This window comes from Salinivibrio sp. VYel1, from assembly GCF_009377945.1.
Lineage (GTDB): Bacteria > Pseudomonadota > Gammaproteobacteria > Enterobacterales > Vibrionaceae > Salinivibrio > Salinivibrio siamensis.
The window spans coordinates 75,572-98,824 of the sequence record NZ_RSAM01000013.1 but is presented as its reverse complement, the minus strand read 5'-3'; the positions used below and the strand labels follow the sequence as shown (position 1 = coordinate 98,824).

Annotated in this window: 18 protein-coding genes; 10 read left to right on the top strand and 8 right to left on the bottom strand. The window is 48.5% G+C overall.

Going from position 1 to position 23,253, the window contains the following annotated elements:
* Positions 1-587: 587 nt before the first annotated feature.
* The 4 genes from EHW58_RS12890 to EHW58_RS12875 form a co-directional block, all read right to left on the bottom strand.
* A complete protein-coding gene (locus tag EHW58_RS12890) occupies positions 588-2,765 on the bottom strand; it encodes a DEAD/DEAH box helicase (RefSeq protein ID WP_152796877.1) in 2,178 nt (725 codons plus the stop codon).
* Positions 2,750-4,477, bottom strand: a complete 1,728-nt coding sequence (locus EHW58_RS12885) for a dsDNA nuclease domain-containing protein (RefSeq protein ID WP_152796875.1) — start codon at positions 4,475-4,477, stop codon at positions 2,750-2,752. Before EHW58_RS12885 ends, EHW58_RS12890 begins: the two co-directional genes overlap by 16 nt.
* 275 nt (positions 4,478-4,752) lie before the next feature.
* A complete protein-coding gene (locus EHW58_RS15870; protein ID WP_227986318.1) occupies positions 4,753-5,337 on the bottom strand; it encodes a hypothetical protein in 585 nt (194 codons plus the stop codon).
* Positions 5,338-5,358: 21 nt separating this feature from the next.
* Positions 5,359-6,519, bottom strand: a complete 1,161-nt coding sequence (locus EHW58_RS12875; RefSeq protein WP_152796873.1) for a 2-octaprenyl-3-methyl-6-methoxy-1,4-benzoquinol hydroxylase — start codon at positions 6,517-6,519, stop codon at positions 5,359-5,361.
* A 283-nt stretch (positions 6,520-6,802) separates the two neighbouring features.
* Here EHW58_RS12875 and miaB point away from each other — a divergent pair, with 283 nt between their 5' ends.
* The 6 genes from miaB (at position 6,803) to EHW58_RS12845 (ending at position 12,930) form a co-directional block, all read left to right on the top strand.
* Positions 6,803-8,227, top strand: a complete 1,425-nt coding sequence (gene miaB, locus EHW58_RS12870) for a tRNA (N6-isopentenyl adenosine(37)-C2)-methylthiotransferase MiaB (RefSeq protein WP_046073700.1) — start codon at positions 6,803-6,805, stop codon at positions 8,225-8,227.
* Between the two features lie 54 nt (positions 8,228-8,281).
* A complete protein-coding gene (locus EHW58_RS12865; RefSeq protein WP_152796871.1) occupies positions 8,282-9,367 on the top strand; it encodes a PhoH family protein in 1,086 nt (361 codons plus the stop codon).
* Positions 9,364-9,834 carry an rRNA maturation RNase YbeY gene (ybeY, locus tag EHW58_RS12860; protein ID WP_152796869.1) on the top strand — a complete coding sequence of 157 codons (471 nt, stop codon included), beginning with the start codon at positions 9,364-9,366 and terminating at the stop codon, positions 9,832-9,834. Before EHW58_RS12865 ends, ybeY begins: the two co-directional genes overlap by 4 nt.
* Positions 9,835-9,852: 18 nt before the next feature.
* Positions 9,853-10,725 carry a CNNM family magnesium/cobalt transport protein CorC gene (corC, locus tag EHW58_RS12855; RefSeq protein WP_152796867.1) on the top strand — a complete coding sequence of 291 codons (873 nt, stop codon included), beginning with the start codon at positions 9,853-9,855 and terminating at the stop codon, positions 10,723-10,725.
* Complete coding sequence (lnt, locus tag EHW58_RS12850; protein ID WP_370517862.1) at positions 10,712-12,277, top strand: apolipoprotein N-acyltransferase; 1,566 nt, start codon at positions 10,712-10,714, stop codon at positions 12,275-12,277. Before corC ends, lnt begins: the two co-directional genes overlap by 14 nt.
* 74 nt (positions 12,278-12,351) lie before the next feature.
* Positions 12,352-12,930 (top strand): YSC84-related protein, encoded by a 579-nt coding sequence (locus tag EHW58_RS12845; RefSeq protein WP_152796865.1) that lies wholly within the window; start codon positions 12,352-12,354, stop codon positions 12,928-12,930.
* Between the two features lie 95 nt (positions 12,931-13,025).
* Here the strand turns inward: EHW58_RS12845 and EHW58_RS12840 are convergent, their stop codons facing one another.
* Positions 13,026-14,195 carry a DUF2066 domain-containing protein gene (locus EHW58_RS12840; RefSeq protein ID WP_152796863.1) on the bottom strand — a complete coding sequence of 390 codons (1,170 nt, stop codon included), beginning with the start codon at positions 14,193-14,195 and terminating at the stop codon, positions 13,026-13,028.
* Between the two features lie 260 nt (positions 14,196-14,455).
* Here EHW58_RS12840 and EHW58_RS12835 point away from each other — a divergent pair, with 260 nt between their 5' ends.
* Positions 14,456-15,706, top strand: coding sequence for a uracil-xanthine permease family protein (locus EHW58_RS12835; protein ID WP_046073706.1), 1,251 nt, complete (start codon positions 14,456-14,458; stop codon positions 15,704-15,706).
* A gap of 71 nt (positions 15,707-15,777) precedes the next feature.
* On the opposite strand, the gene gltX is transcribed toward EHW58_RS12835, so the two are convergent.
* The 3 genes from gltX to zipA form a co-directional block, all read right to left on the bottom strand.
* Positions 15,778-17,202 (bottom strand): glutamate--tRNA ligase, encoded by a 1,425-nt coding sequence (gene gltX / locus EHW58_RS12830; RefSeq protein ID WP_152796861.1) that lies wholly within the window; start codon positions 17,200-17,202, stop codon positions 15,778-15,780.
* Positions 17,203-17,370: 168 nt separating this feature from the next.
* Complete coding sequence (ligA, locus tag EHW58_RS12825; RefSeq protein WP_152796859.1) at positions 17,371-19,386, bottom strand: NAD-dependent DNA ligase LigA; 2,016 nt, start codon at positions 19,384-19,386, stop codon at positions 17,371-17,373.
* A 111-nt stretch (positions 19,387-19,497) separates the two neighbouring features.
* Complete coding sequence (gene zipA, locus EHW58_RS12820; protein ID WP_152796857.1) at positions 19,498-20,460, bottom strand: cell division protein ZipA; 963 nt, start codon at positions 20,458-20,460, stop codon at positions 19,498-19,500.
* A gap of 309 nt (positions 20,461-20,769) precedes the next feature.
* Between zipA and cysZ the strand changes: the two genes are divergently transcribed.
* The 3 genes from cysZ to ptsH all read left to right on the top strand — a co-directional run bounded on the left by cysZ (position 20,770) and on the right by ptsH (position 23,243).
* A complete protein-coding gene (gene cysZ / locus EHW58_RS12815) occupies positions 20,770-21,528 on the top strand; it encodes a sulfate transporter CysZ (RefSeq protein WP_046073710.1) in 759 nt (252 codons plus the stop codon).
* A 171-nt stretch (positions 21,529-21,699) separates the two neighbouring features.
* The gene (cysK, locus tag EHW58_RS12810) at positions 21,700-22,668 is read left to right on the top strand and encodes a cysteine synthase A (RefSeq protein ID WP_046073711.1); all 969 of its coding nucleotides are present in this window, start codon (positions 21,700-21,702) and stop codon (positions 22,666-22,668) included.
* Positions 22,669-22,985: 317 nt separating this feature from the next.
* Complete coding sequence (gene ptsH / locus EHW58_RS12805; protein WP_046073712.1) at positions 22,986-23,243, top strand: phosphocarrier protein Hpr; 258 nt, start codon at positions 22,986-22,988, stop codon at positions 23,241-23,243.
* Positions 23,244-23,253: the final 10 nt, after the last annotated feature.

The following is a 23,253-nucleotide window of genomic DNA, read 5'->3' as shown; positions in this document are numbered from 1 at the left end:
CATTAGCCAACGTGAAAGTGATGAACAAAGTCATAAGACTTGGTATGCCTGTTAGCTATCGAGTTGATTGATGGGAGTAACCCCATTGGGATCAGTACGTTAGATGAATGATTTGATCAACAACGCCATTTTCATCGCTTCCTTCCTGTAGTCATCCGGGTTTTTGAAGTATATATCGGGTTGTTTCGGTAATGGGAAGACATAACCGCTGGAGCGGCGAATTCTCATCAACTTTTCAATTACTTCCTGGGTCAACGTCAGTAGGAGTCGCTCTCTATTTTTCGTGGTGCCTAAATTAATGGTGCGCGTCTTGAGGTTAACACTTTCCCAGCGACATCGAACCAATTTTGACTCTAACCAGTTGACTAGAATATAAAAATAGGCGGTACCGGTGGGCGGACTTGAACCGCCACGCCCGAAGGAAACGGATTTTGAATTCCTCTTAAGCTATTGTAATTACTTGCATTCAAGAGGATTTCTTTGGATATCAAGGATCATGAAATAGGATTTCATTGAATCTTTTTTGCACACGTCGTGCACAGAATGATTTTTTTCTTTTATAACCTTCATGTTTTACACATAGAAAATTAGAAAATGGCTTGCTTAATAAACATTTTATCTACTGAATTAAGTCGTTCAAAATATTTTAAATTCATTCGTAAATAACGGACTAAAATGTCAATATCTACTTCACTTAGTCTGTTAGTGACAAGTTTTTCTAATGTTTCTATAGGAATTCCCATCTCCTCTAATGCAGAAAATGAAGCTGGCAAGTGACTATTTTCAAATATATGTAAAAGCCAACCTAAGTTAGCTTTTGGCTCTAGACCATTTGATACGAATTTGTAGTTCAACAGATCTTGAAGTAATGCAATTGCTCTAGCGACAGCATGCTTAAAAATATTTCGTACGACAGTCAACTCTCGATCTGTTGCATTTGAACGCATGGAAGCAGACCAATTTGCGTTATAGATATAACTTATCTGCGTTCTGATATATGAGGTATGATTATCAGCATATATGTATGCTCGCAATTTATTATAAAGTTCATCACTATCCTCATAATGAAGTTTCTGTCTACTTAGTACTCGACTTTCAACTTTTTTGATAAAGCGAGTCAGTATCTCCAACTGGTACCTTTTTGGCTTCGTTATGACCGATATTTGCTCCATATCGATAACTGATAGTTCTTCAATCAACTCATAAGCTTGCTCCAATATTTCAATATCATACGATGAATGTTTACGAACTATTTCTATTGGTATATCTGATGCTTTTATGAACTGAAGAAGATTATGGTTGCTTTGCTCTGATAGATGATCTGGTTGAATTCCGGCTAATAAATTAATCGATGAGTCATCATCTTGTTGACCTATAGGAAGATTAACAATTTGTGATTCTTTTTCAGGTAATTTTTCTAAGCAAAAAACATTTCCGACTAAATATTGTCCCATTCTACCTGCTCGGCCAGAAATGTTTTTATGTGTAAAGCTATCAACTTTTGGAGTGCCATTGCGATTATCATAAATAACAATATTTTCCGCTGATGTATTAACCCCTTCAATCATTGTTGAAGTACATATTAAGTATTTAATTTTTTTACTATTGAATACTTCGACGTTCTTTTGTTGTATCGCACGTGGTAATGCACCGTGATGAATACCTATACCACTTGCCAAAGCCCTGGTACACCCCCAATCGGATCCATAATTTCTTTTTAACCATTTATAGTATTTTCTCAATGATCTATCAGAAGAAAAATACGAATCACCTTGATTTAATTTTTTATTTGAAATTAAAAAATCGATTACATTTGAAATCGAGTTTGATGATTTACAATATATAATTGTCTGACCTTTGTAGGATTCAAAAATTTCTGACAACCTTTTGTTTTTCTGTTCTATATTATCAGGTTCTATATTGTATTTATGTATATTTAAAGCGACAGTTTTAAAATTGGAAGGAATAAACACAAAATCATGCGTCAATACACTCATACCTTGAACCGCATCTATATATGGGCCAATCATGTAGAACTGTTTAGACACTGTAAGCAATTTGCTAAGTGCTATATTTAACGCAAAAGCTCTAGATCTAGACTGAGCATCTTTTGTGTCAGCAAGTTTATAAAACTCATCAATAATAAATAGATCAATATTCTTTAAGTCATCTCTCTCATTAACTCGCTCTTGATTAAATACATAAATAACTTTATCTTTCCTTTTTACTTGAGAGCCATGGTGGATAATTTGGTATGTACTACCGAAACGAGCTTGAATTCGCCTTCTTGTCTCATCTATAAGTGCTATTGTTGGAACGACAATAACTATTTTATTGAAATTACTTGAAGTCAACAAAGCATCTACTATAGCACTTTTCCCCATACTAGTAGGGGCACTCAAAACAACATTTCTTCCAGATAAGAGTAAGTTAAAGACTCTAGCTTGCATTGAATGGAAGATAAAGTTGTCATCAAAATTACTCTTATATATATCGAGAACAAACTCTTTTTCAGGCGAAAGTTCTGTGAAGTGTTTTTTTAAATAAGGGTATAATCCAGCAGTCCGTAGCAGGTTTTGTAGTAATAGACTTTGCTTCTCAAAAAGCGGCAGCGCTTCTAATGCTCGAATAATAAATTCTTGACCGATAGGAACTAAATCAGGTGAAGATAAGCACTCATTAGCCTTTTTTAGATATGAGAATGGACTTAACTTTTCATTACGAACATTCTCTAGATATTGTTTAGGTTCTAAGCTGTTGTCCATTTCAACTCCACCTGAGATTTTATTTCACTAACAAGAGAATTTAGTGATGGAATAGGATATAAATACACTTCAACATTAAGATCTTCAAAATAATCATCTTCACTAATCATCTTGTCTACCAATGATTTAAACTTCATTTTCAATTCAGATTTCAAGTGTTTTTCATAACCATCAACTAACTCTTTAGCGTTACAACTAAGATGGTCGGACTCATAACCAATAAAAAACACAAAACGAAACCTATCTATATTTTTATCCAAGGAACTGCTCGATGAAAGGATATCATCAATATCATGATCAAGTAGGTAATTATCTTTTTTAGCAATTAATACTTTTTCTTTCTGTACTGAAAAAGCCTCAGATTCTAATAGATTGCTAAACTCAGTGACAATACTAGCGATCGAAAGATCATCAACTTTATTTATTATCCGACTAAAGCCCATAACTAAATTGTCAGGCTCATGGTCGTTTAGCAAAATATGAATATTGTCAAAACAGGTACTATTACTATCATCTACATGAAGGTTTGCAGCTATTGGTTGAGATTTATAGGTAGTTCTAACAGTAGAGTGCAATAAAGCTTTAGCTACGAGGTTGTTGATAAAATTAGCTTCTCTTTTGTATCTCCGAGTTAACAGTTTGAATTTATCTGTAATTTTATCTGGTGCATTATCAGCAATTTCATTAGGTAATAATAATACTTCGTGAAACCATTTGTATAAATTACGAGCAATTAAATCATAGCAATACTTTCTTCTATGGTACTCACCTTGTAGTCCTGTACACTCTTTCCTTCCATCATATTTTTCTTCTTTATAGATATCACTGTCTTGAAAAAACACCGAAAGAACGGCTTGAAGCCGTGCACTATCAGTGGTGTAGATTTTTACATGTTCATTATTTAAATGTGCATAATGTTCAATTTCAGACTCAAACCATGGAATAAAGTCTTCTCGAAGATAAGACTTATCATCGGTGGACTTTAGTACTCTTGACGCAGCACCTTTTTTAAACAGGTTATTAAGCAAAGAACATAAAATCCTTTCTGGATCACCATTTTCAATGAGATATATACCTTTCCTTTGCGCAGCCTGTCGTATTAACTTTGTGCAGCGTGATTCAAGTACCTCTTGTAAGGGAATCACTTCCCACTCAGCATGATCAAGCCAATATTCAACACCGTTTCCATTTGGTGATGTAAAAGGTGCTGATTTTTTAGGTCGGTTACGCTCAACAGAACTGCACAACCTTTTCAGCAAAGGAGCCTTTAAGTCAGCTTTTTCATTACGAGTATTTAGAGATGTTTTCAGGTATCTAAGCGAATCAGTAACATCTCTTGGGGTGACTATGCGGAAATAACTAGGAAGTTTACCTTTATCACATAGAATTGACTTATGTAAGATAGAATCTTCCTTACTAACGGTCTGATTTTTTCTTTGCTGTCCTGTAGGCGGGACGCTTTTTGTATCAGCATCAGCAAATTCAGAAACATTCCATTTGCTATCCTTATCTGTAGTTTTGACCTGTATGTATTCCACCTTATCAGTGTATATAGCATCGACGTCATCAACTGCTTCACAGCGAACCGATAGTAAGTTTTTGTCTTCTAGCATTCGTAGCGCATAGTAAGCTGCTACAAAATTTTGATAGACAAACCCTTTGAGAGCTGCCGGGCCCCCACTATCGGATAATTCCATTTCAGATGTACTCATGACGTTCCAATTAGTCTGACTTGATTCGATGCCAGTAAGTGTACATCGCCAATACGATATAAAACCAGTTGTATCTGAGCACTATGAGAAGTAGCAAGCTCTGGCTTTTAAAGAGACTTTCGCAAATAGATTTCCATCTACTTAGTCATGTATTTACACACATTCGCGATACAGCAGAGCAGCATCGTAAGCAAAGAGAAAACCGGTTTAGAGCACACCAACGATGATTCTCAGACAACAAAAAAGGGAGCAGCCACTCAACGTAACTACTCCCTTCAAGACAGCAATGTGCGTAACTTCAGCTCATAAAACAATTCGGTCAAAGCCACTTCACCAACCAGCTCGACTAACTGAGCAACAAAACCATCAAACTCATCAGCAAACCCAATTTTCGCCAAGTCATACTCAGCACCAACTCGATCCAGTGATAGGTTGCGAACTTCACCCTGATTCTTAGCTCGACGAGCCTTGTCATTCAGAGAGGTAACAGCCTTACCCAAATCACCACCAGCAACCAGATCTGGATTAGCAAGCAACAAATGGCGCGCAGATGGATAGAGCTTGTTACCGTAGAACATAGGTTTGGACTGACTCTTTAACTTCTCACGCTCGGTGTGTGCAGCAGACAGCGTTTCAAGCTGCGCGGGACTTAGCGCCGTGTCATCGGCAAAACGTTGCTTGGCTTGCGCCTCGGTGAGCGTGCCACGATTCAGCGCTTGCCAGATATCACTCTGGAAGATTTGATTGGCATGCGCGTGGGCATCCCCCGCGTCCCCTAAGGTTAAGCGGATAATTTCTTCTGGTGACCAACGCACGATCACATTGCCAATATCAAAAATAATAGTCTGGTAGCCCGTCATTTCACCTCCTTGTCGCGAAGACTAGAGCCCAAGTGCATATTTCAACACCTGCTTTTTCACCGGGCCACTGTGTTCAGCCAGTTTAAACACCGCATTACGGGCCAGTTTTAGCGGCGTAAACTGATTGCTGAATGCGGCATAAAACACATCCATCCCGGTTTGCATCATCATGTTATCCGTACGGCGTGCTTTTTCGTATGCCGCTAACGTTGACGCCGCTTGCCATTGTGCGCCTGCATCCGCACACGCATCCAGCAATGCGGCGACGTCTTTAAAGCCTAAGTTCACGCCTTGCCCTGCCAGCGGGTTAATGGTGTGGGCGGCATCACCAATTACCACAACCCCATTGCGATGGTACTGCTGCGCATGACGGCGTGTCAGCGGGAATGCCCCCCAATTGATGGGAGTGACGTCGCCCACTTCCGGTGGGAAATGGCTCACGATCTCGGCTTTGAGCTGTTCGGCATTGAGCTGGCACAACTGTTGAATACGCGCTGGGCTGTCATACCACACTAGCGAGGCATTGTGGCCACAAAGCGGCAACAGCGAGCGCGGCCCGGTGGGGAAAAACTGCTGCCAGGTAATGTCTTGTTGGGGGGCGGCCGTTTCAACATGGATGAGCATGCAGTGCTGGCGATAATCCCAGCTGGTAAGGCCGATTTGCGCGTAATCTCTCACTTTGGAGTGGGCACCGTCTGCGCCGATAAGCCAAGGAGCACTCAGGGTGTCACCACTGTCTAATTGGACTTGATGCAGCTCGCCCGCCTGCGTCATACCCGTGATCGAGGCCGGTGAGACGAGGTGCAAATTGTCAAAACGAGCAAACTGCTGCCACAGGCCGAGTTGAATCAAGCGATTCTCGACCATATATCCTAATTGTGGCAAGTCGAGTTGGTCGGCACTGAAACATACTCGGCTGTCTTCCGCTTCCCAGGTTTCTAGGCGGCGGTAGGGGCAAACACGCATGGCTTCAACACTCGCCCACGCATCGAGATCCTTGAGCAGGCTCACCGATGCCTGAGAAATCGCGGACACTCGCAGGTCCATCGGTTGTGAAGGTTCAAAAGGCTCAGGGGGCTGGCGCTCAATTAACGCCACCTGGCGGCCTTGGCGAGCAAGCCCGAGTGCGGCCGCGGCGCCAACCATGCCACCACCGACTATAATAACTTCAAATTGATTCATGACCGTCTCTTTGTGCCGTTGATGCAAGCATTCTACTGAAGGTAAACGAGAATTCGATATCAATCCGATCAAAGTGAGGGCAAATTCGCTTTTCCGAGTTGGCCTTTGTCGCATCCGCTCAAACGTTTAGCCGGATCGACACGATTTCTCCGAGCCTGTGATCTGGTCAGCGATATTGGAAAGCAGTACAATACGCGGCTTGCCAAGCTGATTGACTGATTAAAAACCATACAGCTTGAAAGGGTAATGTCGTCCATAAGATTAACAATGAGCGTGAAGTTACATGGCTAAGAAACTGCTGATCAAAACCTGGGGTTGCCAAATGAATGAGTATGACTCATCCAAAATGGCAGATCTGCTCAATTCTGCCGGTGGCTATGAGCTGACCGAACAACCAGAAGACGCAGATGTTCTCCTTCTCAATACTTGCTCGATTCGAGAAAAGGCACAAGAAAAGGTATTCCATCAACTCGGGCGTTGGAAAACCCTCAAAGATAAAAACCCAGAGCTGGTGATCGGTGTCGGTGGCTGTGTGGCAACCCAAGAAGGCGACCATATTCGTGAGCGTGCGCCTTATGTGGATGTGATTTTTGGCCCACAGACCTTGCACCGTCTGCCAGAGATGATCAAGCAGTCACGCTCGGATCATGCGCCAGTGATGGACATTACCTTCCCAGAGATCGAAAAATTCGATCGTCTGCCTGAGCCTCGTGCAGAAGGGCCGACCGCCTTCGTCTCGATCATGGAAGGCTGTTCAAAATACTGTACGTTCTGCGTGGTGCCTTACACCCGTGGCGAAGAAGTCAGCCGCCCGCTGGATGACGTTTTGTTCGAAATTGCACAGCTGGCCGAACAAGGTGTGCGTGAAGTTAACCTGTTGGGACAAAACGTGAACGCCTACCGTGGTGACACTCATGACGGTGATGTATGCACGTTTGCGGAGCTGCTGCGCTATGTCGCGGCGATTGATGGTATTGACCGTATCCGTTACACCACCAGCCATCCGGTTGAATTTACCGATGATATCATTGAGGTGTATCGTGATACCCCTGAGGTTGCAAGTTTCTTGCACCTGCCGGTACAAAGCGGCTCAGATCGGATTTTGACCATGATGAAACGCCCGCACACGGCGATTGAGTACAAATCAAAAATCCGTAAGTTGCGTCAGGCGCGTCCTGATATCACTATCAGCTCTGACTTTATCGTCGGCTTTCCTGGCGAAACCGAGCAAGATTTTGAAGCGACCATGAAATTGATTAAAGATGTCGATTTCGATATGAGCTTTAGCTTTGTTTACTCATCTCGTCCAGGCACACCGGCTGCCGATATGCCTGACGATACGCCAGAGCAAGTGAAAAAAGAGCGCTTGTACCGCTTGCAACAACAAGTGAATAGCCAAGCCATGCGCTACTCGCGCATGATGCTAGATACCGAACAACGTATCTTGGTTGAAGGCCCATCACGCAAAAACCTGATGGAGTTGCGTGGTCGTACCGAGAACAACCGAGTGGTCAACTTTGAAGGCTCTGTCGATTTGATTGGCCAATTTGTTGACGTCAAAATAACTGAAGTGATGCCAAACTCGCTGCGCGGCGAGCTGGTTCGTACCGAAAAAGATATGGACTTGCGGGTCGCCGTCTCGCCAACCGAGATCATGGCGAAGACGCGCAATGAAAACGAGCTTGGTGTTGGTGTTTTCACGCCATAACGCGTTCATCAATTCAACGGCGCCGGATAGCCGGCGCCGAAAGCGAGGATAATCTTGTCTAAAATCATCTCTCTTGACCTGAACCTAGAGCCTGCCGACAACACCCGTCTTGCCAACTTATGTGGCCCGTTTGACGATAATATCAAACAGCTTGAGCGCCGCTTGGGTGTGGAAATTAGCCACCGCCATAATGCATTTACTGTGATGGGCAAACCCCATACAGCCAATGCCGCGGTCGATATTTTAAAGCGCTTATACGTCGACACCGCCCCTGTGCGTGGTAGCTCTCCAGACATTGAGCCCGAAGCGATTCATTTGGCGATCAAAGAGTCGGGCGTGTTGGAGCAAAACACCGAGTCGAGCATTCCTTACGGTAAAGAAATCAACATCAAGACCAAAAAAGGGGTGATCAAACCGCGCACGCCCAACCAAGCGCAGTACATCGCCAACATGGTCAATCATGACATCACCTTTGGTATCGGCCCAGCGGGGACGGGGAAAACCTACCTTGCCGTCGCGGCGGCGGTGGATGCGCTTGAGCGTCAAGAGATCCGTCGTATCCTCCTGACGCGTCCTGCGGTTGAAGCCGGTGAAAAACTGGGCTTTTTGCCCGGTGACTTGAGCCAAAAGGTCGACCCCTACTTGCGTCCCCTTTACGATGCGCTCTTTGAAATGCTCGGCTTTGAACGGGTCGAGAAATTGATCGATCGTAACGTGATCGAGGTGGCACCTCTTGCTTATATGCGTGGCCGAACCTTGAACGATGCCTTTATTATCTTGGATGAGAGCCAGAACACCACGGTCGAGCAGATGAAAATGTTCTTGACGCGGATTGGCTTTAATTCACGGGCCGTGATCACCGGTGACGTGACTCAGGTCGACTTACCGCGCAATGCGCGCTCAGGCCTGCGCCATGCGATTGAGGTACTCGCGGACGTGAACGAAATTAGCTTCCACTTTTTCCAAGCAGATGATGTCGTCCGCCACCATGTGGTCACCCGCATTGTTCAAGCCTACGATAAGTGGGAAGCGGAAGACGCCAAAACGCGAAAAGAAGCCGAGGCACGTCGTCGAGAAGCGCGTGAAGCCCAGCAAGTGGCTGCGCAGCCTGCCACCACTGACTCACAGGATCCGTCATGAGCTACTATGTCGATGTGCAAATTGCCTGTGAAAGCGAACAAGGCTTGCCCAGTGACGATCAGCTCCAAACTTGGTTTGAGCAGGCGGTGCGCACCGCTCGGCCCCAAGCGGAAGTGACGATACGTATTGTCGACGAAGGTGAGAGCCAAAGCCTAAATCGCGACTATCGCGGCAAAGATAAGCCTACAAACGTGTTATCTTTTCCGTTTGATGCCCCTCCTGGAGTGGAAATTGATTTGCTTGGTGATCTCATCGTGTGCCGTCAAGTTGTTGAACAAGAAGCCCAACAACAAGGCAAAGCACTGATGGATCATTGGGCACATATGGTTGTTCATGGTAGCTTACACTTACTGGGTTACGACCATATTGAGGATGATGAAGCCGAGCAAATGGAGGCATTGGAGCGAGAGCTTCTCGCCGCTATGGGGGTCAGTGACCCTTATGCTAACGACTTCATCGAGCGTTAACCAACTGAATGAAATTGAATGAACGACGATAATTCGCAAAACTCAGACGGTCCGAGTAGGAAGACCTTCTTCGAGCGGCTGGGTCAGTTTTTCCAAGCTGACCCAAAAGACAGACAAGAACTGGTGGACTTGTTTCGAGACTCAGAGCAAAACGCCCTGATCGATCATGACACTCGGGACATGCTGGAAGGTGTAATGCAAATCTCTGACATGCGTGTGAGAGATATCATGATACCCCGCTCGCAGATGGTAATCGTTGAACGATCGCAGTCATTGGAAGCGATCATTAATATTATTATTGATGCCCAACACTCTCGTTATCCTGTGATCAGCGATGACAAAGACCATGTTGAAGGCATTTTGCTTGCGAAAGATTTGTTGCGCTACCTGCGCCCAGATGCCGAAGACTTTGACATCGAAAAAGTGTTACGCCCCGTTGTGGTGGTACCTGAGAGTAAACGGGTTGACCGCCTACTCAAAGAGTTCCAAGAAGAGCGCTACCACATGGCGATTGTCATTGACGAGTTCGGGGGCGTGTCAGGGGTAGTGACCATTGAAGATATCTTAGAAGAGATCGTCGGTGAAATCGAAGACGAGTACGACGACGAAGAGGAGCAGGAAGTCCGCCAGCTCAGCCGTCATACTTTCTCGGTCAAAGCCCTGACGACCTTGGAAGACTTTAATGAACACTTTGGCGCTCAGTTCCAAGACGATGTGGTCGATACCATCGGTGGTCTGGTAATGACTAGCTTTGGCCATCTCCCTGATCGTGGTGAAGAAGTCGATATTGGTGATTATCACTTTAAAGTGACGGCCGCCGATAGTCGTCGTATCATTCAGCTACAAGTCACCGTCCCAGACAGTAGCGAAACAAACAGTGAAAACGCCTAACCGTTTACGCCAAAGCGGGCAGTCATTACTGGCTGCCGCTTTTGGTGCCAGCGCCACCCTCGCCTTTTCTCCCTTCTCGTACTGGCCATTGATGCTGGTTGCCTTGTGGGGCTTATTCACCCTGCTACAAAACGCCTCGCCCAAGCGCAGTGCGTGGTTGGGATTTTGCTGGGGGCTGGGCCAATTTACTACCGGCGTTAGCTGGGTTTACGTGAGCATTGACCATTTTGGTGGCATGCCGGCCATTGCTGGCTTGTCATTAATGGGCCTGCTGATTGCTTACCTCTCCCTCTATCCGGCGTTATTCGGGGCATTGATCAATAAACTGCCCAGTCGCCAGCCCGGTATCAAGTGGTTAATCCTCGCACCCGCCTTATGGCTTGTGATTGATTGGCTTAGAGGCTGGGTATTTACCGGCTTTCCTTGGCTTTGGCCTGGCTACAGCCAAATCGACAGTCCACTGGCTGGCATTGCCCCTGTGCTCGGCGTGCAGGGGATCACGCTTGTCTTGGCTATACTGGCTGGCCTACTCGCGCTCATCACACCTCGCTGGGGCCAATGGCAAGGACAAGCACGCTATGGTGCCGTCGCCGCCGGGTTAGGGCTTATCGCGGTTAGCTATGGCCTCGGTACGATTCAATGGGTCACAAAAACCGACCAACAGCAGCAGATTTCGTTAATTCAAGGCAATGTGCCGCAAGCGCTGAAATGGCGTCCCGATCAGCGCTGGCCAACGCTGATGAAGTATCTAGATTTAACCCGCCAGCATTGGGACAGTGATGTCATTATTTGGCCAGAAGCCGCCGTCCCAGCCCTGGAGCGCGAACTGCCTCGCTTTTTCTCTCAGCTTGACCAAGCCGCCAAGCATAACCAAACCACGGTGATCACAGGCGCGCTCGACCAAAATGAACAGGGCGCGTATTTTAACAATGTACTGGCACTGGGTGCAGGGACACCCGAGTATCGCTATCCGGCCCCCACCCAGTACAGCAAACATCATTTGCTACCGTTTGGCGAGTTTGTGCCATTTGAGGCACTATTACGCCCGCTCGCCCCGCTGTTTAACCTGCCGATGTCGTCATTTTCACCGGGCGAGCCGGTTCAACCTGCCCTGCCCGCCAACGGCTGGGACTATATCACCGCGCTTTGCTATGAAATTGCCTTTCCCGCGCAGATCCGCGACAACTTGAATGCCGACAGTGACGCCATCATTACACTGTCGAATGACGCATGGTTTGGTCGCTCGATTGGCCCTTGGCAACACCTTGAAATTGCACGCATGCGCGCACTCGAGTTTGGCTTGCCAGTGATACGCGCGACCAATAACGGTGTGACAGCCTTGATGGACGAGCACGGCCAGATGCAAACTACCTTGCCGCAATTTGAAACCCAGGTGCTCACCACGCAAGTCACCCGCACCCGAGGGGAAACGCCTTACCGCCAATGGGGCAATGCCCCGCTATGGCTTTGGATACTGATAAGCGGGTGTATCGGTTTCATTGCGTGGCGTCGCGATCCCAGCCGGCAAGCGAAAATATCGACAAACCTCTGACATTATCCGCGAGAAACTGACGTAATCTGATTGCGCTTTTGGTCATTTTCATTGACGCCATAAGGAGATCAAACATGTTACGTCTTTCTCATCGCTGGTTAGCGTTGGTCATTGTCGCATTGACGGCATTAACCGGTTGTGCGGCTAGCTCGCAGCAAGATCAGGTTCGTCAAGCCAACCTCGCGCGTGAACAATTTAAGCAGTACCCACAAACACAGCCCTTTTTTGATAACGCCTACGGCTATGCCGTCTTCCCTTCTGTCGGCAAAGGGGGTTTTTGGGTAGGCGGTGCCTATGGTAAGGGCGTCGTTTATCGCCAAGGCTCCCCAGTGAGTGCCGCGGAGCTCAAACAGGTATCGGTCGGGCTGACCTTTGGTGGTCAAGCGTTCAGTGAAATTGTTTTCTTTAAAGACAAAACAGCGTATCACCGCTTTATGCAAGGACAAGTGGAGCTAGGCGCGCAAGCGTCTGCCACCGCATTGACCGAGGGGGCATCGGCGCAAACAGGTACCTCTGGCACCTCAGCCTCCGCCAGTAACCGTCAGTCGAAAGCTTATTACGTCAATGGCCTGACTGTCTTTACCCATGCAAAGGGAGGACTGATGGTAGAAGCTGCCCTCGCCGGTCAACAATTTAGTCCTGCCAACTGGTAGTCATTGACGCGTACAGAGCGTAAACGCCTCATCTGCCCATCAAAAAGGCTAGCCGTGTTGGCTAGCCTTTTTTAAATTGGGTTGTCACTGCACCGTTACGGCTGCCAAACAAACCACAGACGCTTTTCCGCCGACGGTTGTGGGTCGGGAACAAGCGTTTGTGTGCTATCGCTCTCCCCCTGTTCGCCCGCCTTCTCACCTTGCTCCAGCTCAACAGCCGGCTGTGTGGTATGTTGCGCATCGCTGGCAGTTGGCGATGTGTTCGCCGTATAAGCCTCTTGCTCCTGAGAAGTCATTAAGCGCACTTCTCGGTTGGCGGTTAGCTCTTTAATCAGTGCTTGCTGTGACGCGGCCAACTGCGCATCGAATACCAGGGTGTCATCATTAAGCTTGCGTAAATGTACACCTTGTACCGCATTTAAGTTTGCCAGTGTTTTCTCGAGTGCGACATAATCATTGCCGTTATTAATACCACCGACCGCGATCACGACAGACGCACTTTCATCGTTTTGATCGAGGATCACACCGGTTTGCTGCGCGTAATAATCAGCAAGTGAATGAATCATTGCGGCTGCGTTACGCGCCTGACCACGGGTTTGATTGGTTTGCATTTGGTTTGCTTCAGGGAAAAGCTGCCAACGCATGCCTTGGTCAGTCAGTTTGGCAATCACGATACCGTCTGGCTGGTAACGCTCACTGGCCTCTTCAACGGGCTGAATAAATCCGCCCCACAAATCACTGCTCGAAATCGCCATCAAATCATCAAAATCGCCCACAGGGATCAGAACAGGCAACCCACGCAATGCCGACGCTTGACGCAGCTTATCAATCACGGGACGCTCACTTTGCTCCCAAATAATTTGTCGCTCAAGGCCGCGGTCATCCACCAGCCACACCAGTACCGACGGGCGCGGGCTTCCCCACAAAGGTAGCCCCGCTTGACGCAATATTTCCCGTACTTGTTGACTGTCAAACCCAACTTCTAACGTACGCGTCGGTGCCCCACCTGCCGTATCACTCTCGCCGTACCCAAGCTGAGTAATCAAGCTATCTACCTCTTGTAGCGCTTGTTTAACTGCCGGATTGTCGGACAGATTCCGCTGACCGGATACCTTGGTCAGTACCGCGCTTAACCCTTGTTTTTTGGCTGCTTGTTGCGAGGTTTGCGCGCCATTCTCGAGCGGAATGCTGGCGTGATAAAGATCGTTTGCCAGCGCACTTGGCAACCATAGACAGGCAATTAAGGCCAACACAAATCGATTCATAGTCTTTCCACATGGATAAATGGGCGTGGAGCGATCATAAGCTGACAGCTCTAGGTTCAGCAATCCTCATTTGTAAAAAAGATAGGGCAAACGCGATAAAGTGATAGTCGTCGCTGCAAAAAGGCGTATTTCACAATTACCCCTTGCCAATGAAATCCGTTACATCATTTATTTGCTATCGGTCTCACATTTAAAAACATGACAGGAATCACAGAAACGCTTTGTGCTAGCATTGCGCGATTTTTTTTGGAGGTGAGATCATGATGCAAGTTTTACAAGGGGCACAAATGCTGTTCGTCGCATTTGGAGCCTTGGTGTTGGTGCCACTGTTAACCGGGCTTGACCCCAACGTCGCACTCTTCGGGGCCGGGATAGGTACGCTAATCTTTCAAGTTATTACCCGCCGCTCTGTTCCTATTTTTCTCGCCTCTTCGTTTGCCTTCATTGCCCCCATTCTGTACGGCGTTAACAATTTCGGTATTCCTGCCACCATGGGTGGACTGATGGCCGCCGGGGTTATCTACCTCATTATGGGAGGCATCATTCGCCTCAAAGGCGTCGACATTATTCACAAGCTACTTCCACCCGTGGTGGTTGGCCCTGTGATTATGGTGATTGGACTTGGTCTAGCCCCCACCGCCGTCAATATGGCGCTGGGTAAAAGTGGCGACGGCAGTGAGCAACTCATCGCCGGTGATATCGCTATCTGGATTTCCCTGCTTTCATTACTGACCACCATCGCGGTCAGCGTCTTCGCCAAAGGCTTTTTCAAGCTGGTTCCGATTATGGCTGGCATTGCAATTGGCTATGTGGCGAGCCTAGTGATGGGGATTGTCGACTTTACTCAGGTGACAAATGCCAGCTGGTTGATGATGCCCGCCTTTACCTTGCCAGAATTTAACATTAACGCCATTTTATTTATGATCCCCGTGGCGATAGCGCCCGCGGTGGAGCATGTGGGCGATATGCTGGCCATTTCCAACGTCACTCGCAAAGACTACCTTAAAAAGCCCGGCCTTCATCGCACCATGGCAGGTGACGGCGCGGCCACTATCGCCGCATCAATGTTTGGTGCCCCGCCCAATACCACCTACAGTGAGGTCACCGGGGCGGTGATGCTTACCAAAGCATTTAACCCTAAGATTATGACCTACGCGGCGATCACTGCCATCGTGCTCGCCTTTGTGGGTAAACTGGGTGCACTGCTATTAACCATTCCTTTGCCGGTGATGGGCGGTATCATGATCCTACTGTTTGGTTCTATCGCCACCGTGGGCCTCAATACCTTGATTCGCAATCAAGTTGATCTCCACGACTCGCGCAACCTCGCGATTGTCGGCGTCACCTTGGTCTTTGGGATTGGCGGGATGGCCTTCGGCATTGGTGATTTCAGCTTACAAGGCATCAGCTTGTGTGGTTTAGTGGCCATCGTGCTCAATCTTGTCCTACCGCGAAAAATGGGCGAGAACCACATTGTTGATAGTGCGCAGATGGAAGAAGAGTCACATTAAGACAGGCGATGACAAACTAAAAAAGGGCGCCGCAGCGCCCTTTTTTGATTGTGCCGCAGTGTCACGACTTTTTAGCTTTGTGCGGCTCGAGCTTCAACCACTTTGATGGCTTGATCGATACGCGCCACCACACGGTCTTTACCAATCAGGTGCATCACCGCATCCACCGACGGAGATTGACCGCCGCCTGTAACCGCAACACGCAATGGCATCCCGACTTTGCCCATGCCCACGTCTAGCTCTGCACAGGTATCCGCAATCACCGCTTTCAGAGCATCAACCGTCCACTCGTCCAGCGCTTCAATCTTGCCTTTTGCCACTTGCAGTGGTTCAAGCGCCACTGGGCGAAGGTGTTTCTTGGCGGCGGTTGCCTCAATCTCATCAAAGTCTTGATAGAAATAACGGCTTTGCTCGGCCAGCTCAACCAGGGTGTCACAACGCTCACCCACCAGCTGGATAACCTGGGTCAAAGCTGGTCCTGTCGAGGCATCAATGCCTTGCTGATCCAGGTGCCATTGCAAGTGTGACGCGACCTCAGCTGGATCACCGTTTTTGATGTAATGGTTGTTCAGCCAACGCAGCTTCTCCGTATTGAAGGCAGAGGCTGATTTACTGATCGCCTCTAGGGAGAAGAAATCAATCATTTCTTCCATCGAGAAGATTTCTTGGTCGCCGTGAGACCAGCCCAAGCGCACTAAGTAGTTACGCAGTGCTTGTGGCAAGAAACCTTGATCGCGGTATTGCATGACGCTCACTGCACCATGACGTTTAGACAGCTTGGCACCATCGTCGCCGAGGATCATCGAGCAATGGGCAAACTCAGGGACAGGCGCACCCAGCGCTTCATAAATATTAATCTGACGCGGGGTGTTGTTAATGTGGTCTTCGCCACGCACCACTTGGGTGATCCCCATATCCCAATCATCAACCACCACACAGAAGTTGTAGGTTGGGCTGCCGTCGGTACGGCGGATGATCAAGTCATCAAGCTCGCTGTTCGCAATTTCAATCCGACCGCGGATCTTATCGTCAAACACCACCTTGCCCTCTTTGGGGTTACGGAAACGAATGACGTGTGGGTCGTCAGCGTTTGCTTGGCTGTTGGCCGCCATCACTTTAGGATGATTGGCATCGTAGCGTGCTTTCAAGCCATTCGCTTTTTGCTCTTCACGAATTTCTTCTAGCAGCTCTTTGGGGGCATAACACTTGTAGGCTTTGTCTTCTGCCAACAGCTGATCAACAAGCTCGTTATAGCGATCAAAGCGTTTCGTTTGGTAGTACGGCCCTTCATCCCAATCAAGGCCCAGCCACTTCATGCCTTCTAGAATGGCATCAATAGCTTCTTGGGTTGAACGTTCGATATCTGTATCTTCAATACGCAACACAAATTGACCACCTTGGCTGCGTGCTGCCAGCCAAGAGTAAAGTGCGGTACGCGCGCCACCAACATGCAAAAAGCCGGTTGGGCTGGGGGCAAAGCGGGTTTTAATCGTCATTAGGATCCCTATCCCAGTGCTGAGAATAATATGTAACGGTTAGTTTACCAGTACAGGTAAATTCCACAATCCGGCCATGCCCAGACACGGAACATGGCCATGTAAACTATTGCGCCTGTGCGCGGTTATTCGCTTACACGGCGAAGCGCACAGCGTGATGGGTACAAGCTACTGATTGAGTATGGCAATCATCTGCTCTTCATCGAGCACAGTAACGCCCAAATCTTGCGCTTTGGTCAGTTTGGAGCCTGCCGCCTCTCCCGCCACTAACATGTCGGTTTTTGCCGAGACACTGCCGGTTACTTTTGCGCCCAACGCCTGTAGCGCCGCTTTGGCATCACTGCGAGACATTTGCGATAAGGTGCCAGTCAGGACAATGGTTTTACCGGCTAACGGTTGCGCATCTGGCTCAGAAGGCGCACTGATTTCCGGCCAGTGGATCCCAGTATCCAGCAAGGCTTCTAGCACACTTTGGTTGTGCGGCTCGGCAAAGAAGCGGACGATGTGACCCGCGACGATCGCACCGACATCCGGCACGTTAATGAGTGCGTCTTCATCGGCCGCGCGCAACGCCTCAAGGGTGTGAAAATGCAAAGCGAGATTTTGCGCAGTTGCCTCGCCTACCTCACGAATCCCCAAGGCATAAATAAAGCGTGGCAAGGTGGTGGCTTTGGCTTTTTCCAATGCATCAACCAAGTTTTGGGCTGACTTTGGCCCCATTCTATCTAGCTGCGTCACCCGACCTGGCGTCAAGGTAAAGAGATCAGCGGGGGTTTCTATCAGCTCTTTTTCGATTAGCTGCTCGACGATTTTATCGCCCAAACCGTCAATATCCATTGCCTTACGTGACGCAAAGTGTTTGATCGCTTCTTTGCGCTGCGCCAGACAAATCAAACCACCGGTGCATCGTGCCACTGCTTCTCCCTCGATGCGAGTGACCGCTGAATCACAAACGGGGCACGCATCGGGAAACACAATCGGTTTCGCCTGCTCAGGGCGTCGACTTTCCACCACACCCACCACTTGCGGGATCACATCACCGGCACGGCGGATCACCACCGTGTCACCAATATGAACGCCTAATCGTTCGATTTCATCACCGTTGTGCAAGGTGGCGTTACTGACCGTCACGCCGCCTACAAATACCGGCTCAAGCTTAGCGACGGGCGTAATCGCCCCGGTACGGCCCACTTGGAATTCCACATCGTTAAGGGTGGTGATTTCTTCTTGCGCCGGGAATTTGTAAGCAATGGCCCAACGCGGTGCCCGCGCCACAAAACCTAATCGTTCTTGGCTGGTAATGCTATCAACCTTGATCACCACCCCATCAATTTCGTAGGGCAGCGCATCACGACGCGCCATAATGTCTTGGTAATAGGCTTTCACGCCGTCTAACCCTTCCACCCGTTTCACTTCCGGACTGAGCGCTAGACCCCATTTTTTCAGCTTTTGTAAGCGCTCACTTTGCCCTTGCCCAAACGGGGTCGACATGACACCCACCGCATAGGCATAGAAACTCAATGGTCGGTTGGCGGCAATTTTGGGGTCAAGTTGACGCAGGCTGCCTGCCGCCGCATTGCGCGGATTGGCAAAGGTTTTATCGCCTCGTTTCAATGCCGCTTCGTTGAGTGCTTCAAAGCCCGCTTTCGGCATGAAGACTTCACCGCGCACTTCGAGCCGCGTTGGCCAATCCCCTTTTTGTAGCGTGAGGGGAACATTGCGAATGGTTTTGACGTTGTGGGTGATGTTCTCGCCGGTAGTGCCATCTCCCCGCGTCGCCGCTTGCACCAGCTCACCGTTTTCATAAATCAGGCTCACCGCTAAGCCATCGAGCTTGGGTTCACAGGTGTAGGTCACCGCTTGCTCAGCGTCTAGCGATAGGCGCTCTTTCAAACGACGTTCAAACGCATCCAAATCAGCGGGTTCAAAGGCATTATCAAGTGACAGCATCGCCAGCTCGTGAGTCACGGTTTCAAATGCACTCAGGGGCGCGCCCCCTACCCGTTGGCTTGGCGAGTCACTGGTTACCCATTCGGGATGCTCGGCCTCGATGGCCAATAGGGTTTGCATCAGGCGGTCGTATTCAGCGTCGGGCAGCTCTGGGCTGTCTTCTACATAGTAGCGATAGGCATGATAGTTGAGCTGATACTTTAAATCATCGAGTTGTTGTTTGGTGTAAGCCATGTTTGATTCGTCGTCTGAGCAGAGTCGGTTGCGGGCAAGTATATCTGTAAATCACATACAGCGGGAGCCATGTCCCGCTGTATGCTTAAACCGTGGTCGCGTTAGCGCAGGCTATTTGGCCATGAAGGCTTTGACGCGCTCGCGATATTCATCCAATCGTGATGGCGTCATCATCGTGCGTGAGTCATCCAGCACTAATCCACCTAACTCATCCGCGATTTGCTGGGCCGTTTGCAGCATAAGCTTAAAGTTTTGCTCTGGCTCACCGTAACACGGCAGCGTCATAAAAAAGCTAATGCCAGGCGTTTCAAAGCTTTCGCTATGACTGACATCGAACGTACCGGGTTTGACCATATTGGCCACACTGAACAAGACTTTTCCGCTCCCCGATAGATCAGAGTGACGGTGATAAATGCCCATATCACCAAAACGGAGGCCATATTGCTCAAGGGTCGGGATCAGCTCAAGACCACTGAACACGTCGCTATTGTTCGCATGCACATGCAACACAAGTACCTCGGTCTCATCCGCGGGTTCATCTGCCTTTGGTGGTTCATCACTGGGTTGCGGCTCGCCCTGTTCAGCCGTCTCTGTATCACCTTGATGCACGCTTGGCGCAGGCTCTGATGGCTCATCATCGGCCACCGTAGCGTGTGCCTGCGGCGCCTCTGGTTCTTCGTGAGCTTGACCGGTTACGTGCGGAGTGGCGGCTGAAAGCGAAGGCTCATCATCAGTCGCAGACATTGAAGGATACAGGGTCTGTTCAGATTCAGACACGGTGCCAGTTTGCCCTGCGAATAATGGATCCACTTCAGGTTTATCACCAAAGTTCATCGCGGGCTCTTGGCGCGCAGGCTTATCGCTCTCGCTTTTAGCGCGACTGACAACTCTGACGGCACCAATACCATCTTGGTCAAACTTTTGTTCGTCACTGTCGTCATCCAGTTTTCCCAACGGCTTTTCACCAAACTTGGTCGTCTTTTCTTTCTTGTTTGTCCAGAGGCCATGCAAAAGCAAAGCTGCGATTGCTAGTGCTCCCAACACAATCAGTACAAGGCGCAATTCCTGCATCATCGATTCTCAAATCTATCTATGTTCAGCGTTTTGATTCGCTTATGTCACAACGCCAACCAGTTTGCAAAGGTTTGTGTGATCATAAGCGGGGCCCGTTGGCTGACGCAATGCGTTAATGGTCAACTTAGTTAACTGTATCAAAAGTTGGGGAGAATTTAACGAATCAAGACACACAAATCGTTAAACTTTCCCATTATTGGGTCGTTGTCATCGCAAGGATTCCCCCCGTAATATAGCGCACATCGTTATTTTTGTATCGACCGCATGCATGCGGATTGTTGTGACCTACATTGTTCTCAAGGAGATATCATGGCGAATAATGCTCGCCCCCGTCCCCAAAGTGGTGCTGGCTACCTGTTCCAAGGCTTTTCTCTGATGATGGCCCCCGGCTTACGCCGGTTTGTGATCATTCCTATTTTGATCAATGTGTTGCTGCTTGGCGGCGCGTTCATCTATTTGCTTTCACAAGTTGGTGACTGGATCGATCATTGGATGGCCAGCCTGCCTGAGTGGTTGTCCTGGCTCTCTTTTTTGATTTGGCCTTTGGTGGTGGTTGCTATCTTGGTCGTGTTCTCCTATGTGTTCAGCACGTTGGCCAACTGGATAGCGGCGCCGTTCAATGGTCTATTGGCCGAACACGTGGAGGCAAAGCTGTCGGGAACGCGTGCGCCTGATGATGGCTTGGCTGGCATCATTAAAGATATCCCGCGGGTGATGAAACGAGAATGGCAAAAGCTCGCTTACTACATCCCCAGAGCAATAGGTTTTTTGTTACTGCTGTGGATACCAGCGGTCGGACAAACTGTGGGGCCAGTGATCTGGTTTTTGTTTAGCGCGTGGATGATGGCGATTCAATACTGTGATTACCCGTTTGACAATCACAAGGTATCGTTTCCCGCCATGCGCCAGACCTTAAATCAACAGCGGGGCGCATCGCTTGGCTTTGGCGCCGTGGTGATGCTATTTACCATGACCCCTTTTCTCAATCTACTGGTGATGCCTGCGGCCGTATGCGGCGCGACCGCCATGTGGGTGGATAAGCACAAAGCGTCATTGGGACGCAATTAGTCTGTGATCGTCTACGCGAACGCTCACATCATCGGTGTGGGCTTTTTTCGGTTAACCAATCAGTTATTGGTTAATGTCACAATAAGATATAACCAACCGATCCTTTCAAAACCAAGCAGCAGAGATATGCTTGGAGTGTGATTAAAATCGGTGTCATGAAGGAACGATACAATGGGCAAGATTTACGAAGACAATACACAAACCATCGGAAACACACCGCTAGTTCGCCTAAACCGCGTGGCGAAGCCAAACGTGTTAGCCAAAGTTGAAGCACGCAACCCAAGCTTCAGCGTCAAGTGCCGTATCGGCGCCAATATGATCTGGGACGCAGAGAAAAAAGGCACCCTCAAACCCGGTATCGAATTGATTGAGCCAACCAGTGGTAACACGGGGATCGCACTCGCTTATGTCGCGGCGGCACGTGGTTATAAGCTGACCCTTACCATGCCGGAGTCAATGAGCCTTGAGCGTCGTAAACTGCTTAAAGCCATGGGCGCGAAGCTGGTGCTCACCGAAGCGCCAAAAGGCATGAAAGGGGCGATTGCCAAAGCCGAAGAAATCATGGCAGCAGAGCCAGGCAAATACCTGATGCTGCAACAGTTTGATAACCCCGCCAACCCTGAGATCCATGAAAAAACCACAGGGCCTGAAATCTGGGAAGACACCGACGGTGAAATCGATGTATTTGTTGCCGGTGTTGGCACAGGTGGCACCCTAACCGGTGTTAGCCGCTACATCAAAAACACCAAAGGCAAAGCCATCACCACGGTCGCGGTCGAACCCGCTGAATCGCCAGTGATTGCACAAACGATCGCGGGCCAAGACGTGCAGCCTGCCCCTCACAAAATTCAAGGTATTGGCGCGGGCTTTGTGCCAAAAAACTTGGATGTCACGCTTGTTGACCAGGTGGTCTCTGTCAGCTCAGACGAAGCCATTGCGATGGCTCGCCGTTTGATGGAAGAAGAAGGCATCTTGGGCGGGATTTCTTCAGGTGCAGCCGTGGTTGCGGCAAACAAAATTGCTGAGCTTCCCGAGTTCGCAAATAAGAAGATCGTCACAATTTTGCCAAGTGCAGCAGAGCGTTATCTCAGCTCGCCACTGTTTGCTGGGATGTTCACCGAGCTGGAAACCGAGCAGTAACAGCAGGTTAGCCAACCAGCCTCCATAACCCCCTATTCGCAAAGGCCCAAATTGGGCCTTTTTTGTTTGATTTTTATATTAAGCTTTAGTAAAACACGTCTGCCTTTTTATTTTCCGCATCAAAATAAAAGCCCTCGCGCCTAATGAGTGGAAGGTCAAAAATGGCAAAAAGATGACACGAAATTGACATGGATTAAGCTATCGGGTCGATTTCTTGGTTAGGTTAGCGTCAACGGATAGCGAAGTCGCCCGTTAGCGGTTAAGCTAACCTTATATTTAATACATAGATTTAAAAAAATAGAGAAACGGGGTGAATCATGTATCAGAAGCAAGTTGAGATTACTGCAGAAAACGGCCTACACACTCGTCCAGCGGCGCAGTTCGTCAAAGAAGCGAAAAGCTACGACGCTGACATCACTGTTGAATCTAACGGTAAGAGCGCGAGCGCAAAAAGCCTATTTAAACTTCAAACCCTTGGCTTGACCAAAGGCACTAAGGTGACTATCTCTGCTGAAGGTGCGCAAGCACAACAGGCCGTTGATCACCTAGTAAAACTGATGGACGAGCTGGAGTAATCCGGCTCTT